This window comes from Pedococcus sp. P2_D7, from assembly GCF_056404295.1.
Map to the genome: position 1 here is coordinate 373,436 of NZ_JBFUEH010000005.1, position 20,074 is coordinate 393,509.

Below are 20,074 nucleotides of genomic sequence, written 5' to 3' on the forward strand. Positions count from 1 at the left end.
CCGCACCGGCCGCCGGGCTCAGGGGATGTCGTCGTCCTTGCCGTCGAGCCCGTCGAGCGCGTCCTTGGCCCGGTCCGATCCCTGGTCGATCTGGTCGCCGTACTTGTCACCGGTCTTCTCGTCGACGAAGTCGCCGGCTCGGTCGAGCCCCTCGCCGACCTTCTCGCCCTGGCTGTCGACCAGGCCCTCTGCCTTGTCCTTGATGTTGTCGAACATGCTCATGGCGTGCCCTTCTGTTGGGTGCGACGGCTTCCCGTTCGGCGTCGACCGGGTGGTCGACCGGCCCGTCAACCGTAGAACGACTCGCGAGTGCCGTCGACGTGACGCGGTGCCCGGGCCTGAGGGTGCCTTCCCTACGCTGGGGCGATGGTTACCGAGGGGCGCGTGCGGTCCTACAACGCCCGCCGCGGACGGCTGTCGGCGCTCACCGTCGCACGGATGCAGACCCTCGCCCCCCGCCACTCGGTCCCTGCCGACGGCCCGCTCGTGCCGGAGCAGGCGTTCGGTCGCAAGGCCCCCGTCGTGCTGGAGGTCGGCTGCGGTCACGGCGCCGCAGCGCTCGCCTACGCCGCCACGCACCCGACGCACGACGTGCTCGCCGTCGACGTGTTCACCCCTGCGCTGGCTCGGATGCTGGCCGAGGCGGAGCGCCAGGGGCTCGGCAACGTCTGGGTCCACCAGGGCGACGCGGTGCTGCTGCTGGCCGACCGGGTACTCCCCGGCTCGCTCGCCGCGGTGCACGTCTTCTTCCCCGACCCGTGGCCCAAGGCCAAGCACGCCAAGCGCCGCTTCGTCTCGCGAGAGACCCTCGACCTGGTCGCCGACCGGCTCCAGCCCGGTGGCCACCTCCTGCTCGCCACCGACCACGACGGGTATGCCGCCCACGTGCGGTCAGAGCTCGCGAGCCACGGTGGGTTCGACGTCACCGAGGGGGAGCGGCCGCCGTGGCGGCCCACCGACGGCTTCGAGGCCAAGGGGCTGGCAGCCGGTCGTCGGGTCAGCGAGTTCCGTGCTGTGCCAGATCCTCGTCGGGGTAGCCGGATTTGAACCGGCGACCTTCCGCTCCCAAAGCGGACGCGCTACCAACCTGCGCCATACCCCGTCGACGGTGTGCCGATTTCAGGTCACACGATCGCGGGCATTAGGCTAACGCCTCGGATCAGCCGCTCCTTCGGGGGTCTGCCGGCCCGTGCGGGTGTAGCTCAATGGTAGAGCCCTAGTCTTCCAAACTAGCTACGCGAGTTCGATTCTCGTCACCCGCTCCACCGTCAGCGAGGGCCCGCACCGGACATCGGTGCGGGCCCTCGCTGACGGTGCCGAGGCGGGTCAGCCCTTCCCCCTCCGGCGCGCCCTTGCGGCCCCGCGGGCTCAGACGCCGTACTCCTCCAGCAGGCGCAGCCAGATCTCGCTCATCGTGGGGTAGGACGGGACGGCGTGCCACAGCGTCGTCAGCGGGACCTTGCCGACGATCGCCACCGTGGCGGCGTGGACCAGCTCGGCGACGTCCTGTCCGACGAAGGTCGCACCGACGAGGACGCCGGCGTCCTCGTCGACGATGATCCTCGCCTGCCCCTGGTAGCCCTCCGCCTGGAGTCCTGCGCCGGCTGCGGAGTCCATCGGCAGGTCGACCACCCGGATGGTGAGGCCGCGCTCGCGGGCCTCGGCCTCGCTGAGCCCGGCCGCGGCGACCTCGGGGTCGGTGAAGACGACCTGCGGCGACCCGACCCCGACCGCCCAGGGAACGGTGGTCCGCGGGTCCGGCTCACGACCGGCCGCGCGGGCGCCGAGCAGGTCGCCGACCGCCCTGGCCTGGTACTTGCCCATGTGCGTGAGGAGGGCTTTGCCGTTGACGTCGCCCACGGCATACAGCCAGGGCTGGTCGGGTGAGATCCCCTCGACCTCCATGCGCTCGGTGACCCGGACGTAGCCCGCGTCGTCGAGCTCGCCGCCGACCTCCTGCACCCCGAGGCCCTGCGTGGCCGGCGTGCGGCCCACGGCCACGAGCAGCTCGTCGGCGGTGACGCTGGTGCCGTCGGACAGCTGGACGGTCACCTCGCCGGTGGGCCCCAGGCGCGAGACGGACTCGGCCCGCGTGCCCAGGCGGACGTCGACGCCGTCGCGCTCCAGTGCCTCGGCGACGGCTCGTCCCGCGAACTCCTCGTGGCGGCCGAGGAGCCCGTCGGCCAGCTCGATGATGGTGACCTTCGACCCGATCGCGGCATAGACCTGGGCCAGCTCGCACGCGACCACGCCGCCCCCGAGGACGGCCAACCGGTCGGGGATCCGCCGGCTCGTCGTGGCCGCACGGTTGGTCCACGGGTGCGCCTCGCGCAGCCCGGGGATCGGAGGAATCGTCGAGGTGGTGCCGGTCGCGAGCACCACGGCCTGTCGGGCACGGAACGGCTTGCCGTCGACCTCGATCGCGAGCTCACCGGTCAGGCGGGCCTCCCCGCGCAGCAGCGTGATGCCGACGTGGTCGAGCCAGCCGACCTGGCCGCTGTCGTCGAACGTGTCGGTCGTGCCGATCCGGTTGATCCACGAGTCCCGCCTGGCCAGCACCCCCGCGGGGTCGATGCGAGCCCCGGCGGAGCCCTGCACCCGCTGCGAGGCGCGGGTGGCGTGGATCGGCCGCAGCAGGGCCTTGCTCGGCGAGCACGCGTAGAAGCTGCACTCGCCACCCACGAGGTGCTTCTCGACGATCGCGACCGTGAGGCCGGCCTCGTGGACCCGGTCCGCGGCGTTCTCGCCCACGGGGCCGGCGCCCACGACGATGACGTCCCACTCGGGGGGCAGGTCGGACGTGCTCGAGAGGTTGGTTTCGGCCATGACCTCAACGTAGACGGCGTGCGGTCGGCCTGCGCGAGGAGCAGCCCACGACGGCGGCCGACCCAGGTCAGCAGCAACCCGGCCAGCAGCAGGGCCAGGGCCAGGGCGGTCTGGGGCACGAGGCTCGATCCCGTGACGGCCAGTCCGTCGGGGCACCCCGGACACCTGTCGGGGACCGTTGGGTGCTGCGGCACGGGCGACGCCGGCGGTGGAGGAGCCTGCGGCATGGCGACGGACAGCCCCGCCGAGTCGTGGTCGTTCTCGTCCACCCGGTCGTTCGACGACGTGACCACGCCGGCGGTGTTGCTCAGGGACGTGCCCCCCGCCGCCGAGAGCACCCTCGCGGCCACGCGGACCTTGGTGGACTCACCCGCCGCGAGGTCGTCGAGTCTGCAGGTGACCCTGCGACCGGAGACCGAGCACCGGCGGCCGTCGGCCTCGGGGGTCCCTGACACCCGCAGCCCCGATGGGAGGGGGTCGGTCAGGACGACGCGGCGCGCGGTCGACGGCCCGGCGTTCGACACCAGGATCGTGTAGACGACGTCGTCGCCCACCTCGGCCGTCGAGCTCGAGACGGTCTTGCGGAGGCTCACGTCCGTGTCGACGACGACCCGGGTCGTGACGGTGTCGGCGTTGTCAGCCTCATTCGGGTCGCGCGTGGGGGAGGCGACCGACGCCGTGTTGGTGAGGGCACCAGTGGCGCCTCCCGCGACGAGCGCCCTGATGGTGATGGTGGCCGTCTGTCCGTCGGCGAGGGAGCCGAGCGTGCAGCCGACCGTGTGGTCGATGGTGATCGCTGCACAGGTGCCCAGGGTGGTGGACACGGACGCGTCGAGCAGGAACTCGTCGAGCAGGTCCGTGACCGTGACGCCGGTCGCGGCGAACGGGCCGGGGTTGTGCACCGTGACGGTGTAGGTCGCCCGCCTGCCGGCGACGGGAGCGCGTGGCCTGACCGACGTCAGCAGCGACAGGTCGGCGAACGGGCCGGTCGAGGCCGTCACCGCGTCGATGTTGTCGGCGGGGTCGGGGTCCGGCGTCGCGCTGCCGACGGTGGCGGTGTTGGAGAGGGCGCCCGTGAAGTCGCCGTCGAGGAGCGCGACCACGCTGATCGTCACCGGCCCGTCGGTGGGGTCCACGGACCCCAGTGAGCAGCGCACGGTGTGGTCCGCGCCCACGGGTGCGCACGTGCCAGCCGTCGTCGTCACCGTCGCTCCGAACAACGCGACATCGAGGACGTCCTCGACGGTGACCTCCGTGGCCGTCGAGGGGCCGTCGTTGTCGATCGTCATGGTGAAGGTGACGGCTTGCTCCGGCACCAGCACCTGCGGCGAGACGGTCTTCACGAGGGAGACGTCGGCGGAGGGGGCTGCCGCGGCGGACACCGTGGCGGTCCGGTCGGCGTGCTTCGGCTCGGCGGTGGGCGACTGGACCCGGGCCACCGCCGGGCTCGCTGCTGGCGAGCCGTGGGTCGGCGCGGAGGAGAGCTGAACTGAGGGCGGCACCGCGGCAGCCAGCGCCCGGTCCGCCGGAGCGATGACCGTGACGGCCGTGGTCAGGGCGACGACCAGCACCAGGAAACCTCGTCGGGGAGCCGCAGCCCGACGCCGCATCGAGTACTGGACTGACGGCACAGCGCGAACCCTTCTTCGTCCACTCGACGTCCGTCTGGCGGTGGCGCCGAACAGCGGCCGCCGTTGGCCGTTCGGCACATGCTAGGTGCGAGGTGCGGATGCGCCAATGGTCACTCGTCCCAGCCTTGTCCACTGTCTCCCAACTGCACGCCAACGGGCGTGAACGGCGAGGTTTCGGGTGGGAGGGGGAAGGGGACGCGGAGGCATCGGGGACGCCGACGGCCCCGGGGAATCGTCCCCCCGGGGCCGTCAGCGTGACTCGGGACGGGTCAGAACGCCGAGGTGCCGTTCGGCGTGCCGAGTCCGGTCGGGCCGTCCCAGCCGGACTTCGCCGTGCACCACGAGGCGCAGGTGCCGTTGGACCCCGACGTCACGTCGAACAGGCCCGCCGGGTTGGCGTAGGGGAGGGTGTTCGCGTAGCCCGCGGTGTTGCCGCTGAGCGCGTAGACCGAGGCGACGATCGGCGAGGAGAGGCTGGTGCCGCCGTACTGCGCCCACGACGAGGAGGTCCTCGACGTCGGTGCGTAGGTGGCCAGCCCCGTCGCCGGGTCGGCCACGGCCGAGACGTCCGCGATCGCGCGGCCGCTGCAGCTGGTCATCGCCGAGGTCTGACCAGCCGGTGCCGCGTTGAGGGTCGTGCAGCCCGAACCGGCGCCGTTCCAGGCCGACTCCGACCACCCGCGGGCGCTGGAGTCCTTCAGCAGCGACGTGCCACCGATGGCGGTGACGTAGTGCGAGGACGCGGGGAAGCTGCCGCCCTGGTACCCGTTGTCACCGGTCGACGCGGTCACGGCGATGCCGGGGTGGTTGTATGCCGCGCCGTACGAGCTGTCGGCGAGGTCACCACCGCCGTAGCTGTTCGAGATCGCGGCGACGCCGGCCTGCGTGGCTGCGGTGTTCACGGCCGCCCCGAGGTCGGTGAGGCTGGCGCTGTTCGCCTGCACCAGCACGATCTTGCAGCTCGGGCAGGTCGCCGAGACGGCGTCGAGGTCGAGGGCCTGCTCGCCGGCCCAGCCGACGTTGAAGCGGGGGAGTGCCGTCCCGCCCGTCTGGTTGATGATGCGCAGGCAGCCGTTGGCGGTGGTGCAGGCGGACAGGCCCCACTGGGCGCGGTAGGTCCCCAGGTCGCGCTCGGCGTTCGGGTAGCCGTAGGCGTCGACGATCGCGACGGTGCGACCGCCGGCCGACAGCCCGGTCACCTTGTAGGCGCTCTGGATGTCGGTGGGGGTCTTGCCGGAGATGGCATTCGGGGTGACCGGCCCGCCCGTGGGGCTGACTGCCCGGCCATCGGCATCGACCAGCTTGAGGGCGTGGCAGGCCGCGAGGCTGGGTGAGCTCGGCGTCGCGCACACGCGTTGGGCGTGCGCGTGGGGGGAGGGGGCTGCCGAAGCGGCGGTGACCGCGGTCGTGACGAGCCCCAGGGATGCCGAGGCTGCCAACGCGACAGAGAGGATCTGCGTGCGCATACGAGGTGTCTCCTGACGTGGAAGGAGGCGGCCACTACCGCCCCTCGCGTCGAAGACTTGCTCCGAACGCCTTGGCTGGCAATGGATTTCGGCGTCCAACGCTGCTGCTGGCGAAGAAATGGGCAGCGCTGGGGAGACCCTTGACGCAAAGTCGTGACGGATGTCATGGGCACTCGGGCCGGCGATGTGGGGCCGGTCCCACGCGGCATACTCCTGAGGCCGGTGGGTCGCCGGTTCGGAGCGTGGGCGTGCAACGGCTACGATGAGGTTTTGGCCCGGTCGCCGCCTGTTGAAGCCGGCGCAGCGGGCCTTCGCATTGCCCCATCACGAGGTGACCGGTGGTGCCCAGCACCACGGGCACGCACCACGCCCCAGCACCACCACCAGCACCACCACCAGCACCACGCCCCCCACGACCTTGGAGTATCCCGCAGTGAAGAGTGCCGTCGAGACCCTGAACCCGACCCGGGTCAAGCTGACCGTCGAGGTGCCGTTCGAGGAGCTCAAGCCGAGCCTCGACGCCGCCTACGCCACCATCGGCTCGCAGATCCAGGTGCCCGGTTTCCGCAAGGGCAAGGTCCCCTCGCGCATCATCGACCAGCGGGTCGGCCGCGGCGCGGTCCTCCAGGAGGCCGTCAACGAGGCCCTGCCGCAGTTCTACGGCCAAGCCGTCGAGGAGAACAAGGTCCGCCCCATCGGTCAGCCCGAGGTCGACGTGACCGAGGTGCCGGCCGAGGACGGCCAGGACCTCAAGTTCACCGTCGAGGTCGACGTGCGTCCCGAGGTCGACCTGCCCGAGGACTTCAGCGGCATCACGGTCGAGGTCGACGAGGCCAAGGCCTCCCCTGAGGACGTCGAGGCGCGGCTCATCGCGCTGCAGGAGCGCTTCGGCACCCTCAAGGGCGTCGAGCGCACCGTCCAGAACGGCGACTTCGTCTCGATCGACCTCAAGGCCAGCATCGGCGACGAGGAGATCGACTCCGTCACGGGTGTCTCCTACGAGGTCGGCTCGGGCAACATGCTCGACGGGCTCGACGAGGCCCTCAGCGGCATGGCCGCCGAGGAGACCAAGTCGTTCACCGCGCCGCTCGCCGGCGGCGACCGCGAGGGCGAGGACGCCGACGTGGTCGTGACCGTGCAGTCGGTCAAGGTCCGCGAGCTCCCCGCGCTCGACGACGACTTCGCCCAGCTGGCCTCGGAGTTCGATACCCTCAAGGAGCTGCGCGAGGACGTCACCAAGCAGGCCGAGCAGGCCGCGAAGTTCGAGCAGGGCGTCCAGGCCCGCGACAAGGTCCTCGAGCAGCTGCTCGAGACCATCGACATCCCCGTGCCCGACGGCGTCGTCGAGGCAGAGGTCAACCAGCACCTCGAGGGCGAGAACCGCCTCGAGGACGACGAGCACCGCGCCGAGGTCGACGCCAACACGCGCAAGGCCCTCAAGGCGCAGTTCCTGCTCGACGCCATCGCGGAGAAGACCGAGGTCAAGGTCGAGCAGCCCGAGCTCATCGAGTACCTCGTGATGTCCGCGCAGCAGTACGGCATGGACCCCAACCAGTTCGCGCAGGCGATCGACCAGCAGGGCCAGGTCCCCGCGATGGTCGCCGAGGTGGCCCGTCGCAAGGCGCTGGCCACGGTGCTCGAGCAGGCCAAGGTCGTCGACACGGCCGGTCAGCCCGTCGACCTCAACGAGGTCACTGCCACGGACGTCGCCTCGCAGCTGTTCGAGGGCGGCTCGGAGCACGACCACGAGGGCCACGACCACGGCCACGACCACGGCGACCACGAGGGTCACGACCACGCCTGACCGACCTCCTAACGAGGTCATCCAGCACCAAACAGTAGGTCGCGTCCCCTCTCGGGCACGCGACCTACTGCATTTGGGTGATTTCTTGGAGGCCTGCCGCGCCCGACCATGAGGCATGGACGTCACCAGTTTCCACAAGCTGCGGCTCGCGGTGCAGGAGAATGCCAGCCCGGCAGACCCCGCCCTGGCCACCCACCTGCGGCACGCGCTGCAGGCCGCCCTGTCCGAGAGCCGGCTGTTCGGCGAGGTCGAGCTCGGTCACACCGACGACCCCGACCAGCTGGTCATCGGGGTCTGCCGATGCGCCGACGGCGTGCTCCCGTGGGAAGCCGGCATGGGCCTGGAGCGGCTGTGGCAGACCGTGGCGGTCGACACGGCCTGGGAAGCGCACCACGTGTCGTGCACGGACAGCCTGATGGACTTCGAGGCCGCGGTGACGGTGGACGACAAGGGTCGCTACATCACCGTGCACGTCGTGGCCGAGCCGTCCGACGCCACCAAGGCGGTCCAGGCGGCCCAGGCCGCCGAGGCAGAGCGGGAGGCCGAGCGACAGGCCCAGCTCGCCGCCGAGGCCGGCGAGGGCGAGTCCGTCCAGGCCCAGCAGAGCGTCAGCATCCTGCGCTCCTGACCCGGTCGGGCTGGCTCAGCCGACCGGCGCCGTGGTCGTGCCGATCCGTAGGTCGGTGCGCTGCACGGCGTCCGCGGGTCGGTCGCCGTCCAACAGGCTGCGCAGCATCTCGCCCATCAGCCGTCCCTTGGCGCCGCCGTGCTGGTCGATGGTCGTCAGCGTGCCCGGGAACCACGGCAGCTCCACGCCGTCGAACCCGGTGACACTCAGGTCGTCCGGCACCCGCAGCCCCAGCTCCTCGGCTGCGCGGACGACCCCCATCGCGAGCAGGTCCGACTGCGCGACGACCGCCGTCGGGCGCTGGGCGGTCGGCACGTCCAACAGCAGGCGGGCGGCGACGGCGCCCTGTTCGACGTCGGGGATCGAGGTCTGCACGAGGCCCGAAGGCGCACGCGGCACCCCGCCCGCGTCGCCGAAGACGTCGAGGAAGCCGAGCGCCCGGTCGCGGGTGTCGGCGAACTCTGCCGCGCCGACGTCGGCCAGGCTGGCCGGCCCGGTCGCGGAGTCGTGCCGCAGCGGCATCATCACGTGCGCCACCCGCCGGTGACCCAGCGACTCCAGGTGCCGGCCCAGCTCGACCGTGGCGCCGCGGTTGTCCAGGGCGAGGTGCGTGATGCGGGGGTCGGCGGGGGAGCCGTCCCCGAGCATCGGTATGCCGCGCGCGGCCAGGTGGTCGACCGCCGGGTTCGTGTCCGGCCCGCACAGCGAGAAGACCACCGCGTCGAGGGCCGTGGCGGACAGCTGGGTGATGGCCCGCTCCGGGGTGCCCGCGGGCTGGGCGATGAGCAGCATCCCGGCGGGGATCTCGTCCAGCACCTGGGAGAGGCCGTCCAGGACGCTGACCGCAAAGGGGTCGCGGAAGGCGTGCAGCAGCCGGCCCTCGACGACGACGCCGACCACGCCGGAGCGCCCCTGCCGCAGTGACGACGCGAGGGGGTCCGGCCCGGCATACCCGAGCTGCTCCGCGGCGGCACGCACGCGGGCGACGGTCTCCGGCGCCACAGGGCCCTTCCCGCTGTAGGCGAGCGACGCCGTCGAGGTGGACACCCCCGCGGCCTGCGCCACGGCGCGCAGGGTGGGACGAGGTTGACGCGGACGGCTCATGGGCGACAGACTATCGAATCGATTCGACCGAATCGATTCGATCCGTCAGAACCCCTGTCGCAGACCCCTTCCAGAGAGAGCCGTAGTGAGCCAGCCCGCCGCCCCCGCAACCACCCTCGACACCGCCCGCGCGGTCCAGGCTCGCAACGCCGTCTTCATCGTCTTCGCGCTCGCCGGGATCGCGTTCGCGACCTTCGCGTCGCGCATCGCGGACAGCAAGGTGCAGCTCGGACTGAGCGCCGGTGAGCTGGGGCTCACCCTGTTCGCCGCCTCCGCCGGGTCGCTCACGGCCCTCCCGTCGGCGGGTCGCCTCGCGGACCGGCTGGGCGCCACGCGGACCATCCACCTCGGCATGGTGTTCGGGTTCACCGGGCTCGTGATCATCGCGGCCGCCGTCGACGTGTTCGAGTCGCGGTGGGTGATGGCCGTGGGGCTCTACCTGCTCGGGATGGGCGTCGGGGTCTGGGACGTCGCGATGAACCTCGAAGGGGCGGCCGTCGAGCGGTTGCTCGGCAAGACGGTCATGCCGCACTTCCACGCCGCCTTCTCCGGCGGCACCGTGCTCAGCGCCCTGGTCGGAGCCGGGATGTCGTGGGGTTCGGTGCCGCTCCTCGTGCACTTCTCCATCGCCATCGTGGCCTCCGCAGTCCTCGGGGTCTGGGCCCTTCGGTCGTTCCTGCCCCGGGACGTCGAGGTCACGCAGACCGACGAGCAGGAGGCTGCCGCTGCGGCAGGCACCCGGCCGCGGTCGGCCTGGCTGGAGCCGCGGACCCTCATGATCGGGCTGGTCGTCCTGGCTGCCGCCTTCACCGAGGGCACCGCCAACGACTGGATCTCCGTCGCCTTCGTCGAGGGCCACGGGGTGCCCGCGTGGGCCGGGGTGCTGGCCTTCGCCTCGTTCCTCTCGTTCATGACGCTGGGCCGCCTGGTCGGCACCCGGCTGCTCGACACCCACGGGCGCGTCCCGGTCCTGCGCGTCACCTTCGCCATGGCTGCCGTCGGGTCGCTCATGGTGATCTTCGGACCGGCCTGGCTGGCCTACCTGGGCACGGCGGTCTGGGGTGTCGGCGCGTCGCTCGGCTTCCCGGTCGGCATGAGCGCGTCGGCCGACGACCCGGCCCGCGCCGCCGCCCGCATGTCGGTCGTCGCGACCATCGGCTACACCGCGTTCATCGCCGGTCCGCCGCTGCTCGGCTTCCTGGGCGACCACTTCACCGTGCTGCGGGCCCTGATGGCCGTCACCGGCATGGTGGCGCTCGCGATGCTGGTCATCCCGGCCACCCGCGAGTCGGGCGAGCGTCCAGCTGCCTGAGTCGCCGCCTTGAGTCCTGTGCGCTCAGGGCGAACATGGAGCGGATCGGGGACTTCTGCCCACCATGACCGCGTTAGGGTCACTGACAGGCAAGGACCTCAAGTGATGGAGACATGGTGAACGAGATTGTCGGCGCGGGCGAGGGCCCGCAGGGTGGTCTGGACGACCACATCTACAACCGTCTGCTCAAGGAGCGGATCATCTTCCTGGGCTCCGACGTGCGCGATGACAACGCGAACGCGATCTGCGCACAGCTGCTGCTGCTCGCCGCGGAGGACCCGAGCAAGGACATCTGGCTCTACATCAACAGCCCCGGCGGCTCCATCTCCGCGGGCATGGCGATCTACGACACGATGAAGTGGATCCCCAACGACGTCGCGACCGTGGCGATGGGCATGGCGGCCTCGATGGGCCAGTTCCTGCTGTCCGCCGGCACCCAGGGCAAGCGCTACGCCACGCCGCACGCCCGCGTGATGATGCACCAGCCCTCCGGCGGCATCGGTGGCACGGCCTCGGACATCAAGATCCAGGCCGAGCAGATGCTCTACGTGAAGAAGCAGATGGCCGAGCTGATCGCCGAGCACACGGGTCAGACCAAGGAACAGATCGAGAAGGACTCCGACCGCGACCGCTGGTTCAGCGCCGAGGAGGCCAAGGAGTACGGCTTCGTGGACCATGTGTTCAGCAGTGCCGCACAGGCCGGTGGCCGCAGCGGCAGCGACGACAACCCGGTCACCGGGGACAAGTGAGGGATCGACACATGAACGCCAACATCAACCCCTCCATGCACTCGGCAGGCCCCGGCGGCCTGCACGTGCCGGGTCCGTCCAGCCGCTACATCCTGCCCCAGTTCGAGGAGCGCACCTCCTACGGCATGAAGCGGCTCGACCCCTACACCAAGCTCTTCGAGGACCGCATCATCTTCCTCGGCGTGCAGGTCGACGACGCGTCCGCGGACGACGTCATCGCCCAGCTGATCGTGCTGGAGTCCCAGGACCCCGACCGCGACATCCTGATGTACATCAACAGCCCCGGTGGCTCGTTCACGGCGATGGCCGCGATCTACGACACCATGCAGTACATCAAGCCCGACGTGCAGACGTTCGTCATCGGCCAGGCCGCCTCGGCTGCCGCGGTGCTGCTGTCGGCCGGCGCGAAAGGCAAGCGGTTCGCCCTCCCGAACGCCCGGATCCTCATCCACCAGCCCGCGCTGGTCGGTGGCGACTACGGCCAGGCGTCCGACATCGAGATCCAGGCCAACGAGGTGCTGCGCATGCGCACCTGGCTCGAGGAGACCTGGGCCGCCCACTCGGGCCGCACCCCCGAGCAGGTCCGCGCTGACATCGAGCGCGACAAGATCCTGTCCGCGGCCGAGGCCGTCGAGTACGGCCTGATCGACGAGGTCCTGCTCTCGCGCAAGGGCACCCTCTCGGACTGACCTGTTCCGGGGCAGCGTCCCCGACACCGCACCACCCGGTATGCCGCCCGCTCATGAGAGCGGGCGGCATACCTGCGTCGGGGGGTGGGGAACGGCACACTGGTGAGGTGCGTCCGACCGTCATGAAGCGTGCGCTGCTGGTCGTCCCGCTGGTGTTCGCCTCCCCGGTGTCGGAGCGGGCCTGGCTGGTCCCGCTGCTCGGTGGACTGGCCCTCGCGCTCGTGCTGGGAGTGGCCCTGGTCGTGGTGGTCCAGCGTGGTCGCCGGAGACAGTGACGAGGGGTCGCGGCGGTCCCTCGGCGTGTTGTCCGCCCTCAGCGGACAAGCGCGACGAACCGGCGACTCGACCGTTTCAATGGAGCGAAGGCGGTCTCCTGCGCTGTAGCGTCGGGGCGTTGCCGGTCCGAGGTGGACCGCACACCGTCGGGCAGATTCGTCAGACAGGTTCGTCAGACAGACCGGAGGGACTTCGCGTGGCACGCATGGGAGAGAGCGGCGACCTGCTGAAGTGCTCGTTCTGCGGAAAGAGCCAGAAGCAGGTCAAGAAGCTCATCGCCGGCCCCGGGGTCTACATCTGCGACGAGTGCATCGACCTGTGCAACGAGATCATCGAGGAGGAGCTGGCCGAGTCCTCCGAGCTGGGCCTCGACGAGCTGCCCAAGCCCCGCGAGATCTTCGAGTTCCTCGAGAACTACGTGATCGGCCAGGACGTGGCCAAGCGCGCGCTGGCGGTCGCGGTCTACAACCACTACAAGCGGATCCAGGCGGGCGAGACGGCCGGCAAGAAGGACGCCGAGTCGGTCGACATCGCGAAGTCCAACATCCTGCTGATCGGCCCCACGGGCTGTGGCAAGACCTACCTCGCGCAGACCCTGGCCCGCATGCTGAACGTCCCGTTCGCGATCGCCGACGCGACGGCGCTGACGGAGGCCGGCTACGTCGGCGAGGACGTCGAGAACATCCTCCTCAAGCTGATCCAGGCCGCTGACTACGACGTCAAGAAGGCCGAGACGGGCATCATCTACATCGACGAGGTCGACAAGATCGCCCGCAAGTCCGAGAACCCGTCGATCACCCGCGACGTGTCCGGTGAGGGCGTGCAGCAGGCCCTCCTGAAGATCCTCGAGGGCACCACCGCCTCGGTCCCGCCGCAGGGTGGACGCAAGCACCCCCACCAGGAGTTCATCCAGATCGACACGACGAACGTGCTGTTCATCGTGGGTGGCGCGTTCGCCGGTCTCGAGAAGCTCATCGAGTCGCGCAACGGCAAGAAGGGGCTGGGCTTCGGCTCCGAGCTCCACACGCCCAAGGACCTCGCCGACTCGATCCACGAGGTCATGCCCGAGGACCTCATGAAGTTCGGGCTCATCCCCGAGTTCATCGGCCGCCTGCCCGTCATCACCACGGTGAGCCCGCTCGACCAGGCCTCGCTCGTGACGATCCTGTCGCAGCCGCGCAACGCCCTGGTGAAGCAGTACAAGAAGATGTTCGAGATCGACAACGTCGAGCTCGAGTTCACCGACGACGCCCTCGAGGCCATCGCCGACCAGGCCCTCAAGCGCGGCACGGGTGCCCGCGGCCTGCGCGCGATCATGGAGGAGGTGCTCATGCCGGTGATGTTCGACGTCCCGAGCGACGAGGGCATCTCCCGCGTGGTCGTCAGCCGCGAGGTCGTTCTCGACAACGTGCTGCCGACCATCGTCCGGCGCGACGAGGAGCCCAAGCGCACCCGCAAGCGCTCCGCCTGAGAGGGCGTTCGCCCGCAGTCACCTCGTGAGGGCCGTCCGGTACTCCGGGCGGCCCTCACGGCTGCCCCGGACAGCACCGACTTCTGGCCACGCGTGCTGGGTGTGGAGGGCTTTTCTGCCGCTGGGTGGGGCATGGGTGGCCAGATGTCGGGGAGGTGGAACGTGTGCGTCAGGGGCGGGGGCGGTCCTCGCGGCTGAGCAGCCAGGTCGCGAACGCGAGCAGCGCGACGGCGGCGATCGCGGCATACGTCAGGGAGACCTGACCCCGGGCGCTCTCCTGCCCGGCGAGCAGCGCCACCGCCCACACCGGCACCGTGGCGGCGGCCACGACGGCGCCACGGCGGGCCCACCGGCGCAGGCTCACGGCCGGGACGGGAGCCGGGCCCGGCAGGCTGGCAGCGAGGCTGGCGGTGAGGTGCAGGACCAGGCCGGACCACGCAGCACCCAGCAGCGCGACCCACGCACCGGTGGTGGTGGGGACGGGGACGGCAGCGGCCCAGTGCAGCGCCTGGGCCCCGAGCAGCACCGTCACAAGCACCGAGTCCGGCTCCACCGCGGCATACCCGGTGAGCGCCACGATGCCGATGGCCACCACGACGATCGGGTGGGGGGACGAGACGAGGGTGAGGACCAGGAAGGTCAGCGACGCCGCGCAGAGCAGACCGCGCAGGACGAGCTGGGAGCGCGACATCAGCGGCTCACCACCCTCGGGGCGCGCGACCGACGGTGGAGGTCGCGGAGCACGAGGTCGAGCGTGCCCGGTCCGGCCCACGGGACGATCGGCACGCCCGCCTCGCGCGCCCTCGTCATCTCTCGGTGGCGCTCGAGCAGCCGCAGCCGCCAGGCCAGCCGGGTCTCCGTGGGGTGCTCCTGCGTGGTCGAGGCGAGCTGCGCCAGCGACGCCTGGGGGATGTCGGGTGAGGCCAGGCCTGAAGGCAGCGTGTCGACCGTGATGACGGAGATGCCGCGCCTGGCCAGGGCGACCGCGTGGGCGAGCACCTCGGGAGAGACAGCCGGGGTGAGGATGATGGCGAGGGTGCCGGCCGAGACGTGGTGTCGCAGCTGGGACCGGAGGCGCTTCTCGTCGCTCACGGTGCCGTCGGCGACGGTGACGCGGGCCAGCACGTCGAGCAGGCGGCGAAGGTGGTTGCTCCCGGCGGCCGCGGTGACGTGAGGGGTGTCGCGGGACCCGAGCACGAGGAGCCCGACGCGGTCGCCGCTGCGCAGGTAGTGCTCCGCGATCGCGCCCGCGGCTCGCACGGCGTTGTCGAGACTGCTGCTCGACCCCTCGATGCCGGTGCTCTGCCCGATGTCGTGCATGGCATCGACGAGCAGGAGGATCTCGGTGTCCTGGTCGGCGTGGGTCGCGGTGACGTGCAGCTCGCCGGTGCGCACCGAGACCGGCCAGTGCACCCGGCGGAGCCGGTCGCCGAACCGGAACGGCCGGATCTGGTCGAGCTCGCCGCCGGAGCCCTGGTGGTGGGAGCGGTTCTGGCCGACCAGGCCGTCGGGGTGGGGCACGGGGACCCGGGCCGAGAAGGTGTCGGGGAGCGGGACGGTCGGGATGGCCGGGAGGGACACCGACTGCGGCTCCCACCGAAAGGCGCCGAACGGCCCACTCACGGCGAGGATCGCCGGCCCGAGGGGGCGCCGACCCCAGCGCGTGCTCCGGCAGATGATCTCGAGGGAGCGGGGCTGGTCGTCACCGCCGAAGGCCGCGGCGATGGCTCGGTGTCCGGGGGTGAACTCGGTGTGCGGGGTCGGCAGGAGCGCGAGGCCGGCCTCCTCGACCCCTGCGCCGGGCGAGATCGTGGCCTGCCACCTGGTCGCCTGTCCCTCCCGCAGCAGGGGGTGGACCAGCCTGGCGACGACGGTCGGGGTGGCCTTGGGGCGGGTGACGGTGGCCCACAGCCCGACGACGAGCAGCGGGGCGCCGATCACCAGGGCGTCCGGACGGCGCAGCAGGACGCCGATCGCGGCCAGCAGCAGCCCCAGGAACAGCGCCCGGAGGTGGGCCGAGGTCACGCGCCAGCGCGCCTCCAGCGGGCGCCCGGGTGTGGTAGTCACGGACGCTCGAAACCAGTCCGCGGGCCGGTTGCCGTGGCCGCCGGGGTCGGCACCGAGGACAGCACGCTGTCGACAACGCTGGCCGCGGAGACGTCGTTCATCCACAGCTCGGGACGCACGGTGACGCGGTGGTCGAGGGCCGCGTGCGCCACCGCCTTGACGTCCTCGGGGGTGACGTAGTCGCGGCCGCGCAGCACGGCATACGCGCGGGACGTCAGCAGGAGGGCGAGCGAGGCGCGCGGCGAGGCGCCCATGAGCAGGTTCTGGTGGGTGCGCGTCGCTCCGACGAGCCGCACGCAGTACTGGCCGACGCCCTCGTCGACGGTGACGGTCTCGACGGCCCGCTGCATCTCGATGAGGCCCGCACCGTCGGTCACGCTGGCGACCACCTGGGCCTCCTGCTGGCGCGCCATCCGCCGCTGGAGGACCTCCCACTCGTCGGCAGCGCTCGGGTAGCCGAAGCTCACCCGCAGCAGGAACCGGTCGAGCTGCGCCTCGGGAAGCGGGTAAGTCCCTTCGTACTCAACGGGATTCGCCGTGGCGAGCACGTGGAACGGCTTGGGCAGCACGAAGGTCTCGCCCTCGACCGTCACCTGACCCTCCTGCATCGCCTCGAGCAGCGCGGACTGGGTCTTGGGAGGCGTCCGGTTGATCTCGTCGGCGAGCAGCAGCCCGGTGAACAACGGCCCCTTGCGGAAGGTGAACTCGTGGCTGCGCTGGTCGTAGAGGAACGAGCCGGTCAGGTCGCTGGGCAACAGGTCGGGGGTGAACTGGGCCCGCGCGAAGTCGAGCCCCAACGCCTGCGCGAACGAACGTGCCGCCAGCGTCTTGCCCAGCCCGGGGAAGTCCTCCATCAGCACGTGGCCACCGGCCAGGATGCCGGACAGCACGATCTCCAGGCTCTGGCGCTTGCCGACGACGGCGCGTTCGACCTCGGTGAGGATGGCGGTCGCGCGTGCGGCGACCTCGTCGAGGGTCAGGGTCACGAGAGCTCCTCCAAGGTGGTGGTGAACGCCGCGAGCTGGGCGGCGGTGAGGCGGGTGGTCGGGGGTGCGGCGAGGTATGCCGCGAGGTCGCGACCCAGGACCGCGCCAGCGTCGGTCATGGTCCCGTCGCCGCGGCTGCGGAGCCGTTCGGTGGCCAGGCTGCTGAGCGTGGCGTGGAGTCGGGCGCTCGGGACGGGGGCGCCGGAGCCGGCTTCGCGCACGTCCGTGGCGAGCCTGCTGATCCGGGAGTCGACGCCGCGGGCCGTGGCCGTGTCGGTGAAGGTGTTGTCCCAGTCCGTCGACTGGCGTGCCTGCCAGAGCCACTGGGCCACGATCGCCAGCGCCGCGACCAGCCCGGTGGAGGCGATCAGCAGGCCGACGTTGCCCAGGGCAGACACCGACACCGCGAGGGCGCCGATGACCACGGTGACGCCGAGGACGACGAGGAAGAGCTGGGCCGGCGAGCGGCCCGCGAGACGGCGGATCACCGGGTGACGGTCCTCTCCTGGGCGAGTCGCGCCATGGTGCGCCGGAGGTCGGCCTGCACCTGCACCAGGGCGTCGCGGGCGGAGGTCCGGTGCTCCTCGCCGATCGGGTGGGCGGAGAACCGGGCCTCGCGGTAGAGCGCTGCGAGTGTCTCGAGGGGCGCACGGTCGACCCGGTGGGAGCGCAGGACGGCCGTGACGAGCTCGGCTGAGGTGCGAGAGTCGTCGTCCCTGACGCCGGCGGCGCGGCACGCGTCCTCCATGGCCACCCAGGCGGCGATGACGGCGTTGGCCGGCGCGCCATGGGACAGCTGGCGCTCTCCCTCGAGCGCGGCCTCGAGGAGCGCTTCCGGCACGACGTCGACCGAGCCCACCAGGTCCGCGGTGACCTCGCGCGTGCGCCAGCGGTCGAGCAGCGCCCTGCCGATGGCGACCAGCACGATGACGATGACGACCACGAGCACGATCTTCATGGCGAGCTCGACGAGGGTGACGAGCCACGGGTCGGCATGGTGGACATCCGCGCCCTTGAGACCTCGTCCGGTGGGCAAGGGGTTGGCGCCCGGCCCGAAGTCCTCGCCGGGGGCGCTCGACTCCTTGCCGGAGAAGTCCTTGCGCGCGAAGACGCCCACCGGACCGGCTGCGGAAACCCAGGCAGCCAGCAGCAGCGTCGCCCCTGCCCCCACACCCACTGCCACACCACGCTGGTTCACGATGGTCGACCCTAGCAACGGCTCCCGTGGTGGCGAGCGAGCACGGCAAATCCCCTCCGATTCGTGACGAACCGATGAGTTTGCGCGACCACCGGAGTCTGCCTTGATGTCGCACCGGTGTGGTTGTCGTACCGGTGTGGTTGTCGTACCGGTGTGCCTAAGGTGGGCACGGTGTTCAGGGCAGGCCCAGTGGTCGGACGACGGAGGAGGACCCGATGACCGAGGTGCGCGAGCGGGTGGACGTGCAGGACTTCCCGGAGGCCGCCGACGGCTACCGGCGCGAGCTGACCGCCCACTGCTACCGGATGACGGGTTCGATCCACGACGCCGAGGACCTCGTGCAGGAGACCTACCTGCGCGCCTGGCGCGCCTACGCGGCGTTCGAGGGCCGGTCGTCGGTGCGCACCTGGCTCTACCGGATCGCCACGAACGTGTGCCTCACGGCGCTCGAGGGCAAGGACCGCCGCCCCCTCCCGGCCGGGCTGGGTACGCCGTCGAGCGACGCGGCCGACCGGCTCGTGGAGTCGACCGAGGTGTCCTGGCTGGAGCCGGCGCCTGACCCGCTGGTCGCGGGTGACGCCAGTGACCCGGCGACGATCGTCGCGCAGCGAGAGAGCATCCGGCTCGCGTTCGTCGCGGCCCTCCAGCACCTGCCCGCCCGCCAGCGCGCGGTGCTGATCCTGCGCGACGTCCTGCGCTGGAAGGCCTCCGAGGTCGCCGAGGCGTTGGAGACGAGCGAGGCCGCGGTCAACAGCGCCCTGCAGCGCGCGCACGCCCAGATCGCGAAGGCGAAGGTGAGCCAGGACGAGGTCCACGCCGAGCTGGACGCCGCCCAGCAGGAGCTGCTCGACCGCTACGTCAAAGCGTTCTGGGACAAGGACGTGAACGCCATCGTCGCCATGCTCACCCGTGAGGCCGTCTGGGAGATGCCGCCCTTCACCGGCTGGTACACCGGCGCCGAGAACATCGGCCGCCTGATCGACACCCAGTGCCCCGGGGAGCGCCACGACATGCCGATGGTGGCGACCAGCGCCAACGGCCAGCCGGCCTTCGGTCTCTACATGCGCCAGCCCGACGGCACGTTCACGCCCTTCCACCTCCAGGTGCTCACCCTCGAGGCCTCGGGTGGGGTCAGCCACGTCGCCGCCTTCTTCGACCTGACGCTCTTCGAGACCTTCGGTCTGCCCGCCTCACTCCCGGCCGGCTACTCCGGCCCGACGTGAGGCAGCAGGTGTCCAGCGCGGCCGGCCAGAGCCGGCCACCGCGGGCCGTCGAGCTGCTCGAGCGGGCGATCGGCTACACCCGGGCCAGCTTGGTCCTCGTGACCGAAGCCGACCTCGGGCGCCGCACGCCGTGCCGTGGGTGGCTGCTCCACGACCTGCTCACCCACATGGACGACTCGCTGGAGGCGATGGCGGTGGCGGCGCAGGCCACCTCGCTCAGCCTCGTGCCGTCCGTCCCGCCGACCGAGGGCACCGACCTGCTCGACAGCATCTGCCACCGGGCCCGGGGGCTGCTCGCCCACTGGCACCCGGTGGAGGAGGTGCCGGACGGCCCGGTGGGCCTGGGTGACCTGAGCCTGTCGCGGGACCTCCTCGGCGCGGTCGGGGCGCTGGAGATCGTCCTGCACGGCTGGGACGTCGCCGAGTCGATCGGCCAGCCGCGCTCGATCCCCCCGGGGCTGGCGATGGACCTGTGGCCGGTGGCCCGCGACCACATCACCGACGCCGACCGGCCGGTCCGGTTCGGTCAGCCGGTCCAGGTGTCGGACTGGGCGACCCCGGCTGCGAGGCTGCTCGCCCACGCCGGGCGGTCGACCCGCTGGTGACCGGGCGCGCCGTTGGTGGAAGTTTGCGGCGCCACCCGC

The 20,074-nt window shown here is 71.4% G+C and carries 19 protein-coding genes, 2 tRNA genes and 1 pseudogene; 11 read left to right on the top strand and 11 right to left on the bottom strand.

The features are described from left to right. Nucleotides 1-18 precede the first annotated feature (18 nt). Nucleotides 19-222: an antitoxin gene (locus tag AC1DWJ_RS14185; protein ID WP_477621118.1), complete on the bottom strand. Its 204-nt coding sequence runs from the start codon at nt 220-222 to the stop codon at nt 19-21. Between the two features lie 144 nt (nt 223-366). Between AC1DWJ_RS14185 and trmB the strand changes: the two genes are divergently transcribed. After that, a complete protein-coding gene (trmB, locus tag AC1DWJ_RS14190) occupies nt 367-1,047 on the top strand; it encodes a tRNA (guanosine(46)-N7)-methyltransferase TrmB (protein ID WP_477621119.1) in 681 nt (226 codons plus the stop codon). Here trmB and AC1DWJ_RS14195 read toward each other — a convergent pair. Then, nucleotides 1,029-1,102, bottom strand: a tRNA-Pro gene (locus AC1DWJ_RS14195). The two genes, trmB and AC1DWJ_RS14195, sit on opposite strands and share 19 nt — an antisense overlap. Before the next feature lie 89 nt (nt 1,103-1,191). Here AC1DWJ_RS14195 and AC1DWJ_RS14200 point away from each other — a divergent pair. Beyond that, nucleotides 1,192-1,265: transfer RNA gene (locus tag AC1DWJ_RS14200), tRNA-Gly, on the top strand. A 103-nt stretch (nt 1,266-1,368) separates the two neighbouring features. Here AC1DWJ_RS14200 and AC1DWJ_RS14205 read toward each other — a convergent pair. The 3 genes and pseudogenes from AC1DWJ_RS14205 to AC1DWJ_RS14215 form a co-directional block, all read right to left on the bottom strand. Continuing rightward, a complete protein-coding gene (locus tag AC1DWJ_RS14205; protein WP_477621120.1) occupies nt 1,369-2,826 on the bottom strand; it encodes a dihydrolipoyl dehydrogenase family protein in 1,458 nt (485 codons plus the stop codon). 302 nt (nt 2,827-3,128) lie between these two features. Beyond that, nucleotides 3,129-4,436, bottom strand: a pseudogene (locus tag AC1DWJ_RS14210) (DUF11 domain-containing protein); the annotation flags it as partial. A 290-nt stretch (nt 4,437-4,726) separates the two neighbouring features. Continuing rightward, nucleotides 4,727-5,923, bottom strand: coding sequence for a S53 family peptidase (locus tag AC1DWJ_RS14215; protein ID WP_477621121.1), 1,197 nt, complete (start codon nt 5,921-5,923; stop codon nt 4,727-4,729). A 433-nt stretch (nt 5,924-6,356) separates the two neighbouring features. On the opposite strand from AC1DWJ_RS14215, the gene tig reads away from it, so the two are divergent. Continuing rightward, complete coding sequence (tig, locus tag AC1DWJ_RS14220) at nt 6,357-7,727, top strand: trigger factor (RefSeq protein ID WP_477621122.1); 1,371 nt, start codon at nt 6,357-6,359, stop codon at nt 7,725-7,727. A 115-nt stretch (nt 7,728-7,842) separates the two neighbouring features. Further along, nucleotides 7,843-8,355 (top strand): hypothetical protein, encoded by a 513-nt coding sequence (locus AC1DWJ_RS14225; RefSeq protein ID WP_477621123.1) that lies wholly within the window; start codon nt 7,843-7,845, stop codon nt 8,353-8,355. 15 nt (nt 8,356-8,370) lie between these two features. Here AC1DWJ_RS14225 and AC1DWJ_RS14230 read toward each other — a convergent pair whose 3' ends face one another. Then, nucleotides 8,371-9,459 carry a LacI family DNA-binding transcriptional regulator gene (locus AC1DWJ_RS14230; protein WP_457255655.1) on the bottom strand — a complete coding sequence of 363 codons (1,089 nt, stop codon included), beginning with the start codon at nt 9,457-9,459 and terminating at the stop codon, nt 8,371-8,373. A gap of 85 nt (nt 9,460-9,544) precedes the next feature. On the opposite strand from AC1DWJ_RS14230, the gene AC1DWJ_RS14235 reads away from it, so the two are divergent. The 5 genes from AC1DWJ_RS14235 (at nt 9,545) to clpX (ending at nt 13,956) form a co-directional block, all read left to right on the top strand. Beyond that, nucleotides 9,545-10,771: an MFS transporter gene (locus AC1DWJ_RS14235; RefSeq protein ID WP_477621124.1), complete on the top strand. Its 1,227-nt coding sequence runs from the start codon at nt 9,545-9,547 to the stop codon at nt 10,769-10,771. A gap of 113 nt (nt 10,772-10,884) precedes the next feature. After that, nucleotides 10,885-11,520 carry an ATP-dependent Clp protease proteolytic subunit gene (locus AC1DWJ_RS14240; protein WP_457255657.1) on the top strand — a complete coding sequence of 212 codons (636 nt, stop codon included), beginning with the start codon at nt 10,885-10,887 and terminating at the stop codon, nt 11,518-11,520. Between the two features lie 35 nt (nt 11,521-11,555). Further along, complete coding sequence (locus tag AC1DWJ_RS14245) at nt 11,556-12,209, top strand: ATP-dependent Clp protease proteolytic subunit (protein ID WP_457255877.1); 654 nt, start codon at nt 11,556-11,558, stop codon at nt 12,207-12,209. Between the two features lie 107 nt (nt 12,210-12,316). Beyond that, complete coding sequence (locus tag AC1DWJ_RS14250) at nt 12,317-12,484, top strand: hypothetical protein (protein ID WP_457255658.1); 168 nt, start codon at nt 12,317-12,319, stop codon at nt 12,482-12,484. Nucleotides 12,485-12,681: 197 nt separating this feature from the next. Further along, nucleotides 12,682-13,956 carry an ATP-dependent Clp protease ATP-binding subunit ClpX gene (clpX, locus tag AC1DWJ_RS14255; RefSeq protein WP_457255659.1) on the top strand — a complete coding sequence of 425 codons (1,275 nt, stop codon included), beginning with the start codon at nt 12,682-12,684 and terminating at the stop codon, nt 13,954-13,956. Between the two features lie 169 nt (nt 13,957-14,125). Here clpX and AC1DWJ_RS14260 read toward each other — a convergent pair whose 3' ends face one another. From AC1DWJ_RS14260 to AC1DWJ_RS14280, 5 genes are read right to left on the bottom strand one after another with little or no spacing between them, the layout of a single operon-like run. Then, nucleotides 14,126-14,647, bottom strand: a complete 522-nt coding sequence (locus tag AC1DWJ_RS14260) for a hypothetical protein (protein ID WP_477621125.1) — start codon at nt 14,645-14,647, stop codon at nt 14,126-14,128. Further along, complete coding sequence (locus tag AC1DWJ_RS14265; protein ID WP_477621126.1) at nt 14,647-16,023, bottom strand: DUF58 domain-containing protein; 1,377 nt, start codon at nt 16,021-16,023, stop codon at nt 14,647-14,649. Before AC1DWJ_RS14265 ends, AC1DWJ_RS14260 begins: the two co-directional genes overlap by 1 nt. Next, the gene (locus AC1DWJ_RS14270) at nt 16,020-17,003 is read right to left on the bottom strand and encodes an AAA family ATPase (RefSeq protein ID WP_457255878.1); all 984 of its coding nucleotides are present in this window, start codon (nt 17,001-17,003) and stop codon (nt 16,020-16,022) included. Before AC1DWJ_RS14270 ends, AC1DWJ_RS14265 begins: the two co-directional genes overlap by 4 nt. 2 nt (nt 17,004-17,005) lie before the next feature. Continuing rightward, on the bottom strand, nt 17,006-17,497 hold the full coding sequence (locus tag AC1DWJ_RS14275) for a hypothetical protein (RefSeq protein WP_457255662.1): 492 nt from the start codon (nt 17,495-17,497) through the stop codon (nt 17,006-17,008). After that, nucleotides 17,494-18,207: a DUF4129 domain-containing protein gene (locus AC1DWJ_RS14280; protein ID WP_457255663.1), complete on the bottom strand. Its 714-nt coding sequence runs from the start codon at nt 18,205-18,207 to the stop codon at nt 17,494-17,496. Before AC1DWJ_RS14280 ends, AC1DWJ_RS14275 begins: the two co-directional genes overlap by 4 nt. 215 nt (nt 18,208-18,422) lie before the next feature. Here AC1DWJ_RS14280 and AC1DWJ_RS14285 point away from each other — a divergent pair, with 215 nt between their 5' ends. Both AC1DWJ_RS14285 and AC1DWJ_RS14290 read left to right on the top strand, forming a co-directional pair. Beyond that, nucleotides 18,423-19,430, top strand: coding sequence for a sigma-70 family RNA polymerase sigma factor (locus AC1DWJ_RS14285; RefSeq protein ID WP_457255664.1), 1,008 nt, complete (start codon nt 18,423-18,425; stop codon nt 19,428-19,430). Continuing rightward, on the top strand, nt 19,427-20,035 hold the full coding sequence (locus tag AC1DWJ_RS14290) for a TIGR03086 family metal-binding protein (RefSeq protein ID WP_457255665.1): 609 nt from the start codon (nt 19,427-19,429) through the stop codon (nt 20,033-20,035). Before AC1DWJ_RS14285 ends, AC1DWJ_RS14290 begins: the two co-directional genes overlap by 4 nt. Nucleotides 20,036-20,074: the final 39 nt, after the last annotated feature.

Coding starts and splice junctions, on each gene's coding strand:
- AC1DWJ_RS14205 (WP_477621120.1), bottom strand. CDS start 2,826: ATGGCCGAAACCAACCTCTCGAGCACGTCCGACCTGCCCCCCGAGTGG.
- AC1DWJ_RS14185 (WP_477621118.1), bottom strand. CDS start 222: ATGAGCATGTTCGACAACATCAAGGACAAGGCAGAGGGCCTGGTCGAC.
- AC1DWJ_RS14260 (WP_477621125.1), bottom strand. CDS start 14,647: ATGTCGCGCTCCCAGCTCGTCCTGCGCGGTCTGCTCTGCGCGGCGTCG.
- trmB (WP_477621119.1), top strand. CDS start 367: ATGGTTACCGAGGGGCGCGTGCGGTCCTACAACGCCCGCCGCGGACGG.
- AC1DWJ_RS14230 (WP_457255655.1), bottom strand. CDS start 9,459: ATGAGCCGTCCGCGTCAACCTCGTCCCACCCTGCGCGCCGTGGCGCAG.
- AC1DWJ_RS14240 (WP_457255657.1), top strand. CDS start 10,885: ATGGTGAACGAGATTGTCGGCGCGGGCGAGGGCCCGCAGGGTGGTCTG.
- AC1DWJ_RS14245 (WP_457255877.1), top strand. CDS start 11,556: ATGCACTCGGCAGGCCCCGGCGGCCTGCACGTGCCGGGTCCGTCCAGC.
- AC1DWJ_RS14215 (WP_477621121.1), bottom strand. CDS start 5,923: ATGCGCACGCAGATCCTCTCTGTCGCGTTGGCAGCCTCGGCATCCCTG.
- AC1DWJ_RS14225 (WP_477621123.1), top strand. CDS start 7,843: ATGGACGTCACCAGTTTCCACAAGCTGCGGCTCGCGGTGCAGGAGAAT.
- AC1DWJ_RS14285 (WP_457255664.1), top strand. CDS start 18,423: ATGACCGAGGTGCGCGAGCGGGTGGACGTGCAGGACTTCCCGGAGGCC.